Raw genomic sequence first — 12,937 nt, forward strand, 5'->3', positions numbered from 1 at the left:
ACCCTGGCCGGTTCCGGCATTAGTCCCGTTGACCGGCTTTGGGCGGAGCCTGTGTTCCTCGTGGAGGTTACCTGGCCGGAACCAACTGGTAGGCATAAATGAGCGGTGCATCGACGCTGGAGGTGCTGATTTCCAGGGCCCCGGGTGTGGCGACGGTGATCTTCGTTATCTCCCGGCTGCCGTTACAGGCGGCCCCGGCATCGGCAAGCTGCCGCCCGTCGAGCGACACTTCAAAGAAGGCCTTGCCGCCACCTTCACACGTGGCGGTCAAGGTGTAGCGGCCGGCCGGCACGCTGGCTGCTTCCCGGATGATCCTGTCGCGGTTGAGGATCTTGCCGGCATCCTCCAGAACCGAGTCGCTGGCCGAGGGCAATGCCGTGGCTTTCCACGCGGGAACGTCGGCATTTTCGATGGACACTACGGGAGAGCAGGCCGGGAGGACGAGCAGGATGCAGGCGACGGCCGCCGCCCCTGAGAGGGCGCGGAGCATCGCCGGGAAACGTTCAGCCATACCTACAACTTACCCGTTACAGGAAGGCCGACCGTCGGCGGAAGGGGCCCGCGGCGCGGACCCGTCAGATGCCGCCGTGCCGGGCCGCCGCGAAAGCCACAAGCCTGTCTGCCTCGACGAGCGCCTGCGCCATGCCGGGCGAGGCGGCAAAGACCCGCTCGCCGCGGGAGCCGAGATCCACGGGGATAAGATCGCCCCGGGCCGAGGGCGGATGCTTCGGCGGTGCCGGGGACTGCTGCCTGTCCCGTTCTGCGCTCTCTTCGGACAGCGTGAGGGCATCGATCTTGGTGCCGCCGATCTTGTCCAGCATCGCGTAGTCCTCGGCCGTGCAAAGGTCGCTCCCGGCCAGATGCCTGAGCGTAATGAGGCCCACCACTGCCCGGCTGAAATCGCGGTCCATCGCCAGATCGATGGCCCACTGGGTGCGCTGCCACCACTGGTCCCGGCGGTCCGCTTCGCGCCGTTGGGCGAGCGTCCGCCAGGCGATCCAGCCGGCGATCACAGCCGCCGCCAGCGTGCTGAAGGGAGCGAATGCCGCGACATACTGCAGCCACTCCGGTCCTGCCGCCGCTGCTTGGGTGCCGAGCATGGCCCCCACTCTAGTCTTCCCTTCCGACAAATAGACTGGCCCGGTGACCGAACCGATGCTCTTTACTGCCGGCAATACCCCCGACGCCCCCCGCAGCGACCTTCCGGACCTCCTGCAGGCATTGGCCGCTGACCTGCGGGAGCTGGACTACACCGTGGACGGCGTCGCCGGACTGCTGGGCCCCTCGGCATATTCGGCGCTGGACCGTGACCAGGTCATCCCCGCGCTGATCGTTACCGAGGAAGCCTCCCATGGCGGGCCGGGCACCGCGGCCCTGGCCGCCGTCGTGCGTTTCTGGCTGCTGGCCGTCCCGCAGGAGGCTGCAGTCCTCGATGCCGCCCTGCCGCGGACCCGGGCAGAGGGCCTGGTGTCCCTCGGGCTTGCGGAGGCTGGGGCGGCTGGGGTGACGGCAATCGCGGACCTCAGGCCCTACGGCTGGCACGCTGCCGCAGGGGAGGGTGCGTCCGGCAGCGGCGGCGCGGAACTCTGGGTGGCCAGTGACCTCGCCGCCCATCAGCGCCCCGGCGTGCTCCGGCACGACCACGTCCTCGGCATTGGGCAGGCCTCTACAACTCTGGTGCAGACCACCATCCGGCGGCACGCCAGCCGCGCCCTGGACCTGGGCACAGGCTGCGGCATCCAGACCTTCCACCTGCTGCACCACAGCGAGCACGTCACCGCCACGGACATCTCAGAGCGGGCCCTGGCCTTCACGCGCTTCAACATCCTGCTCAATGCCGAGGCGCTCCATGTGGACCCGTCGAGGCCCGAGGAGCGGGTGAGCCTCCTGCTCGGCTCGCTGCTGGAGCCCGTGGCCGGACAGGAATTCGACCTCGTGGTTTCCAACCCGCCCTTCGTCATCACGCCCCGCAGCGCAGGGCAGGCAGCCAAAGACCAGTTCACCTACCGCGACGGCGGCCTGCCCGGGGATGAGATCGTGGCTTCGCTGGTCAAATCACTGCCGGAGGTGCTGGCGCCTGGCGGAACAGCCCAGCTTTTGGGCAACTGGGAGATCACCGCCGGGGAGTCGTGGGAGGCGCGGCCGCAAAGCTGGGCCAGTCCGGACACCGATGCGTGGTTTATCCAGCGGGAGCAGGTCGGGCCGGAGCAGTACGCCGAGACCTGGCTGCAGGATGCCTCGGAAACCAGGGACCGGGCGCACTACCAGGAGGCCTACGCTGCCTATCTGGATGACTTTGCCTCACGGAACGTGGGGGGAATCGGCTTCGGCATGATTTGGCTGCGGCGGCCCTCGGCAGGATCGCGCAGGATCCAGCGGTTCGAGGAAATCACGTACCCGATCGAGCAGCCTGTCGGCCCCCATCTCGGCGCCGCGGTTGACCGCATCGACTGGCTGGCCGCGAACGACCTGTCCGCCGCGCACCTGCTCGTGGCTGACGACGTCACTGAAGAACGTCACCAACGGCCGGGCGCCGAACACCCCGGGGTCATTCTGCTGCGCCAAGGTGCCGGGCTGCGGCGCACGAACCTGCTGAGCACGGAGCTTGCCGGGTTCGTCTCAGCGTGCGACGGAGACCTTTCGGCGGGGCAGATCATCGGCGCCCTGGAGGCCCTGCTGGGCGGATACCAGGGTTTTGACAGCGAGGCCTTCCGCAGCGGCATGCTCGCGGAAGTCGAGAACCTTGTCCGGGACGGCTTCCTGCTGCCGGCCAAGGAGCAGTGAATGTCAAGCATTTCTTTCACAACTGCCGGCGGCTGACTAAACTTAAGGGGTGAGTACAGACACGCCCCGCGCGCAACCTGCCGCCCGCAGGGCATCCCCCGAGGGGGACATGCAGCAGGGGGACATGCAGCCTAAGCGCAGGCGCCGGCCGGAAAAGGAGGTCGAGATCACCGACCCCAAGGCAATCCGGGCGCTCGCCCATGCCGCGCGGCTGGAAGTAATCTCCGAGCTGTACTCCACCCAGTCGAGCCGAACGGCCACCGAGCTTGCCCAGCAGACCGGTCTCACGCCGAGCGCGATGAGCTACCACCTCAGGGCGCTGCAGAAATGGGGGATCGTGGCACCCGCGGAGACTGCCGGAGATGCGCGCGAACGCCGCTGGAAAGCGGCCGGCACTGACTTCACCATTAATTCCGGCGGCGGGGTGGCCAGCCCCGACTTCGCCGTTGTCGACCTCGAACTGCAGGCCTTCCGCCGCCGCGCCAATGCCTACGCGAGGAGCCGGGATGAGCAGCGGAAGCGGGGCGAGTCTCCCGAGCCGCCGGCAGCGGTCGTGCTCGCCACTGACCTCTTGTATCTGACCCCGGCGCAGCAGCGGGAACTCACCGAAAAGGTCTTTGGACTGCTGCGGAACTACGAGCTCGAGGACCCCGGCAACATACCGCCGGAGGCCGAGCGGATCGCCACCATGTGGTCCATGATTCCGGACGACCGGTCGCCGGAAGGTCCGGGGCGGAAGGACACCGCCGACGGCGCCTAGATGCGTTGCCTGGCAGTGACTGTGCCCACGTGTTTTCCACATGACTGCGCAGGATTCTGCAAAATATGGTGAACTAGGCCAATATGGGCTGATCTGCCCGAGCAATCTTTTTCTGTAGGAGCACAGTGCCAAGCAAGGCCAAAACCGGCAAGAAACTCGTGATTGTGGAGTCTCCGGCCAAGAGCAAGACCATCGCCAAGTACCTTGGCGAGGGCTTCATCGTTGAGGCCTCCATTGGTCATATCCGCGACCTGCCGCAGCCGTCCGAGCTGCCCGCGGACCTGAAGAAAACCTCCCTGGGCAAGTTCGCCGTCGACGTCGAAAATGGCTTCAAGCCCTACTACGTCGTCTCGCCGGACAAGAAGAAAAAGGTCGCCGAACTCAAGGCCCAGCTCAAAGACGCCGACGCGCTCTATCTCGCAACCGATGGGGACCGCGAGGGCGAGGCCATCGCGTGGCACCTGCTGGAAGTGCTCAAGCCCAAGGTTCCGGTGTACCGGATGACCTTCGGCGAAATCACCAAGGAAGCCATCCACCGCGCCATGGACAATCTGCGCGACGTGGACGCCGCCCTGGTGGACGCCCAGGAAACCCGCCGCATCCTGGACCGGCTCTATGGCTACGAGATTTCCCCGGTGCTGTGGCGCAAGGTGGCCCGCGGCCTGTCTGCCGGCCGCGTGCAGTCCGTGGTGACCCGCATGGTGGTCGACCGTGAACGGGAACGCATGGCCTTCAAGGCTGCCTCTTACTGGGACCTGACCGGCCAGTTCGGTGCCGAGTCCGGTTCCTTCAAGGCCAAGCTCGCCGCGGTTGACGGAGCCAAGGTTGCCAGCGGCAGGGACTTTAACGACGACGGCGTGCTCACCGCCCGCAACGCGGTCCACCTTAACGAGGAACTCGCCACGTCGCTGGCGGCCGGTCTGGACAACGCCGACTTCCGGGTCCGTTCGGTCGATACGAAGCCGTACACCCGCCGGCCGGCGGCCCCGTTCACCACGTCCACGCTCCAGCAGGAAGCCGGCCGCAAGCTGCGCTTCTCGTCCAAGAGCACCATGCAGATCGCCCAGCGGCTGTACGAAAACGGCTACATCACCTATATGCGTACGGACTCCTCGGCGCTGAGCGACGAAGCCGTTACGGCAGCCCGCCGCCAGGCCTCCGAACTGTACGGCCCCGAGTACATTCCGCAGTCGCCCCGCGTCTACTCCAGCAAGGCAGCCAACGCGCAGGAGGCCCACGAGGCCATCCGGCCCGCCGGCGACTCCTTCCGCACCCCGGCCCAGGTGGCGCAGCAGCTCAGCGGTGACGAATTCCGTCTTTACGAGCTGATCTGGAAGCGCACCGTCGCCTCCCAGATGGGCGACGCCAAGGGTTCCACCGCCACCATCCGCCTCGGCGCGGTGGCAGCCGACGGCCGCGACGCCGAGTTCTCGGCCTCCGGCACGGTCATCACCTTCCCCGGCTTCCTGGCCGCCTATGAGGAAGGGAAAGACGAAACCCGGGGGGACGAGGACTCTGAGGAGGCGCGCCGCCTGCCGAACGTGGCAAAGGACGACTCCCTCACCGCCTCCGACATCATCGCCGTGGGCCATGAGACGTCCCCGCCGCCTCGCTACACGGAAGCGTCCCTCACGGCCGAACTGGAAAAGAAGGGCATCGGACGCCCGTCCACCTATGCCTCCACGATTTCCACGATCCAGGACCGCGGCTACGTGCGTAAGCAGGGCTCGGCCTTGGTACCCAGCTGGATTGCCTTCTCCGTGGTGCGGCTCCTCGAGCAGCACTTTACGGATTACGTGGACTACGAGTTCACGGCCGACATGGAAGGCGACCTGGACAAGATCGCCAACGGACAGGCCGTGGGCGCCGCCTGGCTCAAGCACTTCTACTACGGCGAGGACGCGGACCCCGGCCTGCTGAGCATCGTCAACAACCTGGGCGAGATCGACGCCCGGGAGATCAACTCCGTGCCCATCGCGGACGGTATCACGCTGCGCGTCGGCAAATTTGGCCCGTACCTTGAGAGTTCCGTCCCCACCGTGGATCCGAAAACGGGTGAGGTCGTGGAGGCCGCGCGTGCCAACGTCCCCGAGGACCTGGCCCCGGATGAGCTCACTGCTGCCAAGGCCGTGGAGCTGATGGAGACAGCCGCCCCGGAGGAACGGGTCCTCGGCAAGGATCCGCACACCGGTCACACGGTTGTCGCCAAGAACGGACGGTACGGCGCGTACGTCACCGAGATCATCCCCGAGATGACCGAGGAACAGCTGGCCAACCTGCCCGTGGAGTACTACAAGAACGGCAAGCCCAAACCGCCGAAGAAACCGGTCAAGGCCAAGCCGCGCACCGGTTCGCTGTTCAAGTCCATGACAGTCGAATCCATCACCCTCGACGAGGCACTGCAGCTTATGAGCCTCCCGCGGGTGCTCGGCGAAGATGCTGAGGGCAACGTGATCACGGTCCAGAACGGCCGGTTCGGCCCCTACCTGAAAAAGGGTACGGACTCGCGGTCCATTGGTTCGGAAGAGGAAATCTTCACCATCACGCTGGAACAGGCCCTGGAGATCTACTCCCAGCCCAAGCAGCGCGGAGCCCGTGCGGCGGTGCCCCCGCTGGCGGAGTTCGGTCCGGACCCCGTCTCGGAGAAGAACATCGTGGTGAAGGAAGGCCGCTTCGGGCCCTACATCACCGACGGCATCACCAATATCACCGTCCCGCGCAGCACGTCCCTGGAGGAACTGACCAGGGAACGCGCCGTCGAACTGCTGGCCGAGAAGCGGGCCAAGGGGCCGGTCAAGCGGACCACCACCCGCAAGGCCCCGGCCAAGAAGGCCGCGGCAAAGAAGTAGTAGAGGTCCCCGGATGGGAGAAATTGCTCGGCGTGTGCCCGCTTAGATGCACGCTGCCGGATTCCTCCCATCCGGCAGGCGGGTGATGTGAGGAATTGCGCCTCGCACCTCAACGTGGTCGAGTAGAGGCATGACTGAACAGCCCGGACCCGCAGACACCACGCCGCTGAACGACCTCGAGGAGAAGCTGGCCCAAGGGGACCGGCCGGACGCCAACCCGGTGGACGTCATCCTGTCGTTCCTCAACAACGAGGTCTACATCATCAGTTCGGACACCCTTGAGGGCGAGGACTCCCAGGTTGAACCGCTGGTGCTGGGCAACGCGGAGGGGCAGCCGGTACTTGCCGTGTTCTCGCACCCCAGCCGTGTGGACCAGGAATACCTCGACGCAGCCCCGAACGTTCTCGGGACCCAGGGCGCGGCCATCATCGCGAACATCGGGGACGAGCTGGGCATGGTCATCAACCCCGGTGCCGCCTACGGGTTCGAAATCAACCCGGAGGGCATCGCCAACATCAAGCGCGACTTCAAGCGCGCCGACGACGTCGACGCCAACCCCGCGGGACTCGAAGGCGAATAGCGCCCCGGCCTTCGGCCTGACCGAAATGTGGCCGCTCGGATTGCTCCTGCCAACGTTCCTCGGGGAATAATGGCAGGATGCGGCTAGGCGTCCTCGATATCGGGTCCAATACTGTCCACCTCCTGCTGGTGGATGCACACCCTGGCGCGCGCCCCGTGCCTTTCGCCTCCCACAAGCGGCCGTTATCCCTTGTGCAGTATCTCGACGGCGACGGCAACATCACCGACGCCGGCCAGCATGAGCTGGCAGAGTTCGTCCTTGAGGCATGGGAATTTGCGGCGAGGCACAAGGCCGATGACCTGCTGGCCTTCTGTACGTCAGCCATCCGCGAGGCCACGAATGGACCCGCGGTGCTGGCCCGGATAAAGCACGAGACGACGGTGACGCTGCAGGAACTGACCGGCAGCGAAGAGGCGTCCATGACGTTCTTCGCCGTCCGCCGCTGGTACGGCTGGGGCGCCGGCCCCATCCTGAACCTGGACATCGGCGGCGGATCCTTTGAGATGGCATCCGGGCAGGACGAGCTTCCGGAGCTGGCCACGTCCGTGCCTCTCGGTGCCAGCCGCCTCACGCGGGACTGGCTGCACGAGGATCCACCCTCCGCCAAAAGCGTCAAGGAGCTGCGGCGGTACATCCGCGAAACGCTGAAGCCCGCAGTCCGAAGCTTCGACCCGATCGGCAGGGCCAACGTCGTGGCCGGCACCTCCAAGACCTTCCGCTCGCTGGCCCGCATCGCAGGCGCGGCACCGAGTGGTGCCGGACCATACGTGAAGCGCGAGCTGAACGCCGCCGACCTGGGCATCTGGGCGCAGCGCATCTCTGCCATGAAGAGCGAGGACAGGCTGCACCTGCCGGGCGTCTCGGAGGCGCGCGCCAATCAGCTCCTTGCGGGCGCCCTGGTGGCGGAGGCAGCCCTTGAACTGTTCGCGTTCAAAAAGATCAAGATCTGCCCCTGGGCCCTGCGTGAAGGCCTCATCCTGCGGCGACTCGACCAGTTGGTCTTTGACGGGCCGCTGGAGCCGGCCCCGCATGTCGGCGTCCAGCGTGAAACCGCCCAGCCTACGGAGTCCTTGGCCGCCGGATGAGCCAGGAGCCCACGCGTCGGACGAAGCATTCCACCTGACCGTGCCTGCCTAAGACGTGCCTGCTTAAGACCTGCCTGCTTAAGACGTGCCTGCTTGAGAACCGCTTAAATGTGAAGCGCCGGACGGTTTCGCAGAAGGAGCTGGGGGAACACTCCTGCAACCGACCGGCGCCGCGCCGATCCCGAAGGACCGGCTCCATCACTCGCACCTTGTGAGGCACTAGATACATTAGCGAGCCAATATGGGTGTTTGACGGATTTTGCCTGAACGGCAGCTGGGAAGGGCCGCGGACGCTTTTTAAGCAAAAGCACCGACGGCCTGCTGCGGAAAACGGGTGAACCGCCGCAGGCCGTCGGTGCCCGGCAAACATCCCCATGCTTGCCTATCACTCGCACCCTCAATGAGGTAATACCAATGCTACGGCGCCAAGTTGTGCGCAAGCTCGGACAACCATGTGAGCTTCCTGTGAGTGCCGTTATGACGGAGGCCGGCCTGCATCCCCGGCGGTGAACTGCAATGATGGACCAATGAGCAACCGAATCGCATTCCTTGGCTGTGGATCAATGAACGAGGCCATCCTTGGCGGTCTCCTCGAGGCGGGTACCAGTCCCACGGACGTAGTGGCCACCGTGCGGCGGGCCGAACGCGCTGCCGAACTGGCGGAGCGCCATCACGGGATTACCGCCATTGCCGGTTCTGAAGAGCCGGACAACAACAAGCAGGCGGCCAAGGGATCCAATGTGGTCATTCTCGGGGTCAAGCCGATAGGGATTGCCGATCTGGCCCGCGAGATCAGCGGTTCTCTTTCTCCGGACACCATCGTCATCAGCGTCGCTGCTGCGGTCTCAATCGCCCAGCTGGAAGCCGCCCTGCCGCAGGGGCAGCCGGTGATCCGGACCATGCCCAACACTCCGTCGAAGCTGGGACGCGGCGTCGTGTCGGTCTCCGGAGGCACACACTGCACGCCGGAGCAGCTCCAGCAGGCCAAAGACATCCTCTCCGCGGTGGGGACCGTCGTCGAAATTCCGGAAGAGCAGGTGGACGCCCTCGGTGCCATCAGCGGCTCCGGGCCCGCATACGCGTTCTACCTCGCGGAAGCCATGGCGGCTGCCGGAGTCGAGCTGGGACTTGATGGGGAGCTGGCCTTGCTGCTTGCACGGGAGACCGTGGCAGGCGCCGGTCTGATGCTGGCAGAGCCCGGTGCCGAGCCCACCACCTTGCGCAAGGCAGTGACCAGCCCCAACGGCACCACCGAACGCGCCATTGCCACCTTCGATGAGCGCGGCATGCCGGCGATCATCGCGGCAGGGGCGCGCGCCGCCGCGGACCGCGCCGCTGAGATCACCAAACAGCTCGGCTAGTCCCCACCCGCGCCCTAACCTCGCAAGCTCGGCCAGGGAACCCTGCGGGCGTGGGCCCACCACCCGCGCCGGTTAGGGCCTGGCGGCGAAGCGTTCCAGCAGGTCCACGTGGCCTGACACGATCAGCATGTCGCGGGAGGACACCTTGGTCTCCGGGCGGGCATAGGTGAAGTCCTCGCCCGGGGATTTCACTCCCACGATGGTCACGCCGTACTTGGAGCGCACCTTGGATTCGTCCAGCGTAAAGCCCACGGTTTCACGCGGCGGATACATCTTGACGATCGCAAAATCGTCGTCGAATTCGATGAAGTCCAGCATGCGGCCGGACACCAGGTGCGCGGCGCGCACCCCGGCGTCTGCTTCGGGGTAGATGACGTGGTTGGCGCCGATCCGGGTGAGGATCTTGCCGTGCGACGGCGTGATGGCCTTGACCCACAAGTGTTCGATGCCCAGGTCCACCAGGTTCACGGTGATCAGCACCGAAGATTCAATGGACGTGCCCACGCCCACGACGGCGGAGCTGAACTCCTGTGCGCCGAGCTGGCGGAGCGCGTCGATATTGGTGGCGTCCGCCTCCACGACGTGCGTGAGCACCGGCGCCCACTTTTGCACGAGGGTCCGGTCCCGCTCGATCGCCAGCACCTCGCGGCCCTGCTTGACGAGCTGTTCGGCGGTAGAGGAGCCGAAACGGCCCAGCCCGATCACCAGGACGGGAGCATTATGGGCGGGGCGGTTGACGGCCCCAGACGTACTAGCCAATGATCGGCCTCTCTTCCGGGTAGTGGTACAACTGGCTGCGCTGGCGCAGGGCCAGGGCAGCGGCAAGCGTGACGGTGCCGACGCGGCCGGCGAACATCAGGGCGGAGAGCACGTATACGCCCGACGGCGGCAGCTCGGCGCTGAGGTTCGTGCTGAGGCCCACGGTGGCGAAGGCAGATATCGTTTCGAACAGCACCCGGTCCAGCGAAGCCCCGCTGATGTGCAGCAGCATGAAGGCCGAGACGGACACCAGTGTCGCGCCGGCGACGATGACCGAGATGGCCACGCGCATCGTGCCCTCCGGGATGGTCCGGCCGTAGACCTTGACGTCTGCGTCGCCGCGGGCTTCGGCGACGATGGCCAGGAACATCACGGCAATCGTGGTCACCTTGATGCCGCCGGCCGTCGAGGCGGAACCGCCGCCGGCGAACATCAGCGCGTCCGTGAGCAGCATCGTGGTGGACTCCATCTGGTTCTGGTCCACGAGGTTGAAGCCGCCGGAGCGCGTCATGACAGAGGCAAAGAGCGCATGCGTGAACTTGTCACCCAGATCCATGCCGCCAAGGGTCCGCGGGTTGTCCCATTCCATGAGCCCCCACAGCACCGTTCCGGCCGCGAGCAGGATGAACGACACCTGGATGGTCAGTTTGGTGTGCAGGTTCCATTTCTGCCAGTTGAGGCCGTTCTGCTGCAGAACCATAACCACCGGGAACCCGAGGCTGCCCAGGAACACTCCGAGCATCAGCGGAATGAGGATCCACAGGTCGGTTTCGTAGGGAACAATGCCGTCCGAATGGGGTGTGAAGCCGGCATTGTTGAATGACGAGATGGCGTAGAAAATGCCGTGCCACACCGACTGCCAGAAGGGTTCACCGAGGGTCAGGAATCTGGGTATCAGCGCCAGCGCCAGCACACCCTCGATGATCACGGAGGTGGTGATGACGATCCGCAGCAGGGTACCTACTTCGCCCAGTCGCCCTGCGTTGCTCATGGCCTCCTGGGCGATGAGCTTGCCGCGCACACCCAGCTTCTTGCTCACCATCAGGGCCAGCAGGGATGCCAGGGTCAGCGTGCCGAGGCCGCCCACGAAGATGCCGATAAGAATGATCAGCTGGCCGAAGAAGGACCAGTGGACTGCCGTGGACACCACGGTCAGGCCGGTGACGCACACTGCCGAGACTGCCGTGAACAAGGCCTGGTGCAACGGCGTGAAGTCTCCGGTGGCGGAGGACGCCGGCAGGGACAGCAGCGCAGTGAAGACGACGATCACCACGACGAACGCGCTGAGGGCCAGCCGGGCCGGTGACGTGTTGGCGATATCGTCGATGAAGTCCCGAAGCCGCGTGAATATCCAGAGGCCTTCACGCTCGGGGACGTTTGGCTGCCAGCTCGTCGGGCTCTTGGACCTCGACTGGCTTTGCGTCATGGGTGGCTGTTCCTTGGTTGAATCTGCTTCCTTCAGTAGTAAACCACTAAAGTCCGCCGCATGGCCGGGCAGTCATGCCACGCAGGCAGGAGGACCGCGCTCAGGTAGCCTGTCAGTAATGACATTCCTGCCCGGACTCAGCCTTCCCGCACTGCCAACGACGGTGGTGTGGGACGCCGCCATGACGGCGTACAACTTCGGCCCGGGCCACCCGATGGCACCGGAGCGCCTCGACCTCACCGCCCGGCTGGCCCGCAGCCTGGGGCTGCTGGACCTCGGGCACGTCAGCCTGGCGGCGCCTTCGGTTGCCGAAGACATCGAACTGACCACCGTCCACAGCCCCGAATTCGTGGCTGCCGTCCGCCGCATCAGCGACGACCCCACGACCGCCGACGAGGCCCACGGGCTCGGAACGGAGGATGATCCGGCATTCGCCGGAATGCATGCGGCCGCCGCCCGCATCGCCGGAGGGTCCCTGCTTGCTGCCCGCGCCATCCTGGACGGCTCGGCGGTGCGTGCCGTGAACTTCGGCGGCGGGCTGCACCATGCCGCCCGCGACCGTGCCAGCGGCTTCTGCATCTACAACGACGCCGCGCTGGCCATCCGGACGCTGCTGGACGGGGGCGCACAGCGCGTGGCCTACATCGACGTCGATGCGCATCACGGGGACGGAACCCAGAGCATCTTCTGGGACGATCCCCGCGTCCTCACCATCTCCCTGCACGAGACCGGCTTGGCCCTGTTCCCGGGCACCGGTTTTGCCAACGAGACCGGCGGGGCGGGAGCTCCGGGCAGTGCCGTCAACGTGGCCCTGCCGGTGGGCACCGGGGACGCCGGCTGGCTGCGCGCTTTCCACGCCGTGGTTCCGCAGCTTATAGGTGCCTTCGAACCGGACGTGATCGTCAGCCAGCACGGCTGCGACTCGCATCGGCTGGATCCGCTGACGCACCTCAATGTCAGCGTTGACGGCCAGCGCGAGGCGGCCACCGCCGTCGCGAATCTCGCGGCCCGGCACTGCGACAACCGCTGGATCGCCACTGGCGGCGGCGGCTACCACATCACCGGAGTGGTGCCGCGGTCATGGAGCCACCTGATCGGGATCGTGGCGGGCCGGCCCGTGCCGCTGCGTACGCCCGTGCCGGAAGAGTGGCGGAGCTACGTGCATGAGCGCTACGGCATCGCGGCACCCGCGCTCATGGGCGACGATGCGGACGTCTGGTGGCGCTCCTGGGAGGTCGGGTTCGACCCCAATGACGACGTCGACCGCACGGTGATGGCGACCCGCAAGGAAGTTTTCCCGCTGCACGGACTGGATCCCTGGTTCGACTGAACC

General features: G+C 66.1%; 11 protein-coding genes. 7 read left to right on the forward strand and 4 right to left on the reverse strand.

Annotated elements, in window-relative coordinates; genetic code table 11:
- Positions 1–67: 67 nt before the first annotated feature.
- Positions 68–511: a DUF6023 family protein gene (locus AC6CH3_RS13270; protein ID WP_498132881.1), complete on the reverse strand. Its 444-nt coding sequence runs from the start codon at positions 509–511 to the stop codon at positions 68–70.
- A gap of 64 nt (positions 512–575) precedes the next feature.
- On the reverse strand, positions 576–1,100 hold the full coding sequence (locus tag AC6CH3_RS13275) for a hypothetical protein (RefSeq protein ID WP_498132882.1): 525 nt from the start codon (positions 1,098–1,100) through the stop codon (positions 576–578).
- Positions 1,101–1,155: 55 nt separating this feature from the next.
- On the opposite strand from AC6CH3_RS13275, the gene AC6CH3_RS13280 reads away from it, so the two are divergent.
- The 6 genes from AC6CH3_RS13280 (at position 1,156) to proC (ending at position 9,419) form a co-directional block, all read left to right on the forward strand.
- Positions 1,156–2,784, forward strand: a complete 1,629-nt coding sequence (locus AC6CH3_RS13280; RefSeq protein ID WP_498132970.1) for a DUF7059 domain-containing protein — start codon at positions 1,156–1,158, stop codon at positions 2,782–2,784.
- Between the two features lie 49 nt (positions 2,785–2,833).
- Positions 2,834–3,544 (forward strand): ArsR/SmtB family transcription factor, encoded by a 711-nt coding sequence (locus AC6CH3_RS13285; RefSeq protein ID WP_498132883.1) that lies wholly within the window; start codon positions 2,834–2,836, stop codon positions 3,542–3,544.
- Positions 3,545–3,669: 125 nt separating this feature from the next.
- Positions 3,670–6,393 (forward strand): type I DNA topoisomerase, encoded by a 2,724-nt coding sequence (gene topA, locus AC6CH3_RS13290; protein WP_498132884.1) that lies wholly within the window; start codon positions 3,670–3,672, stop codon positions 6,391–6,393.
- A 130-nt stretch (positions 6,394–6,523) separates the two neighbouring features.
- The gene (locus AC6CH3_RS13295; protein WP_400579321.1) at positions 6,524–6,973 is read left to right on the forward strand and encodes an SseB family protein; all 450 of its coding nucleotides are present in this window, start codon (positions 6,524–6,526) and stop codon (positions 6,971–6,973) included.
- 77 nt (positions 6,974–7,050) lie between these two features.
- On the forward strand, positions 7,051–8,058 hold the full coding sequence (locus AC6CH3_RS13300) for a Ppx/GppA family phosphatase (RefSeq protein WP_498132885.1): 1,008 nt from the start codon (positions 7,051–7,053) through the stop codon (positions 8,056–8,058).
- 527 nt (positions 8,059–8,585) lie between these two features.
- Complete coding sequence (gene proC / locus AC6CH3_RS13305; RefSeq protein ID WP_498132886.1) at positions 8,586–9,419, forward strand: pyrroline-5-carboxylate reductase; 834 nt, start codon at positions 8,586–8,588, stop codon at positions 9,417–9,419.
- 72 nt (positions 9,420–9,491) lie between these two features.
- On the opposite strand, the gene AC6CH3_RS13310 is transcribed toward proC, so the two are convergent.
- Together AC6CH3_RS13310 and AC6CH3_RS13315 are read right to left on the reverse strand one after the other, a co-directional pair.
- Complete coding sequence (locus AC6CH3_RS13310; RefSeq protein ID WP_400579318.1) at positions 9,492–10,178, reverse strand: potassium channel family protein; 687 nt, start codon at positions 10,176–10,178, stop codon at positions 9,492–9,494.
- On the reverse strand, positions 10,171–11,604 hold the full coding sequence (locus AC6CH3_RS13315; protein ID WP_498132887.1) for a TrkH family potassium uptake protein: 1,434 nt from the start codon (positions 11,602–11,604) through the stop codon (positions 10,171–10,173). Before AC6CH3_RS13315 ends, AC6CH3_RS13310 begins: the two co-directional genes overlap by 8 nt.
- 118 nt (positions 11,605–11,722) lie before the next feature.
- On the opposite strand from AC6CH3_RS13315, the gene AC6CH3_RS13320 reads away from it, so the two are divergent.
- Entirely contained in the window at positions 11,723–12,934 is a 1,212-nt protein-coding gene (locus AC6CH3_RS13320; protein WP_498132888.1) for an acetoin utilization protein AcuC, read from the forward strand.
- The last annotated feature ends 3 nt before the right edge of the window (positions 12,935–12,937 follow it).

The sequence above is a fragment of the Arthrobacter sp. GQ119 genome (assembly GCF_059759125.1).

Bases quoted from the DNA above. Each gene is read 5' to 3' on its own strand.
- AC6CH3_RS13320 (WP_498132888.1), top strand. From the start codon at position 11,723: ATGACATTCCTGCCCGGACTCAGCCTTCCCGCACTGCCAACGACGGTG.
- AC6CH3_RS13295 (WP_400579321.1), top strand. From the start codon at position 6,524: ATGACTGAACAGCCCGGACCCGCAGACACCACGCCGCTGAACGACCTC.
- AC6CH3_RS13275 (WP_498132882.1), bottom strand. From the start codon at position 1,100: ATGCTCGGCACCCAAGCAGCGGCGGCAGGACCGGAGTGGCTGCAGTAT.
- AC6CH3_RS13300 (WP_498132885.1), top strand. From the start codon at position 7,051: ATGCGGCTAGGCGTCCTCGATATCGGGTCCAATACTGTCCACCTCCTG.
- AC6CH3_RS13315 (WP_498132887.1), bottom strand. From the start codon at position 11,604: ATGACGCAAAGCCAGTCGAGGTCCAAGAGCCCGACGAGCTGGCAGCCA.
- AC6CH3_RS13280 (WP_498132970.1), top strand. From the start codon at position 1,156: ATGCTCTTTACTGCCGGCAATACCCCCGACGCCCCCCGCAGCGACCTT.
- proC (WP_498132886.1), top strand. From the start codon at position 8,586: ATGAGCAACCGAATCGCATTCCTTGGCTGTGGATCAATGAACGAGGCC.
- AC6CH3_RS13270 (WP_498132881.1), bottom strand. From the start codon at position 511: ATGGCTGAACGTTTCCCGGCGATGCTCCGCGCCCTCTCAGGGGCGGCG.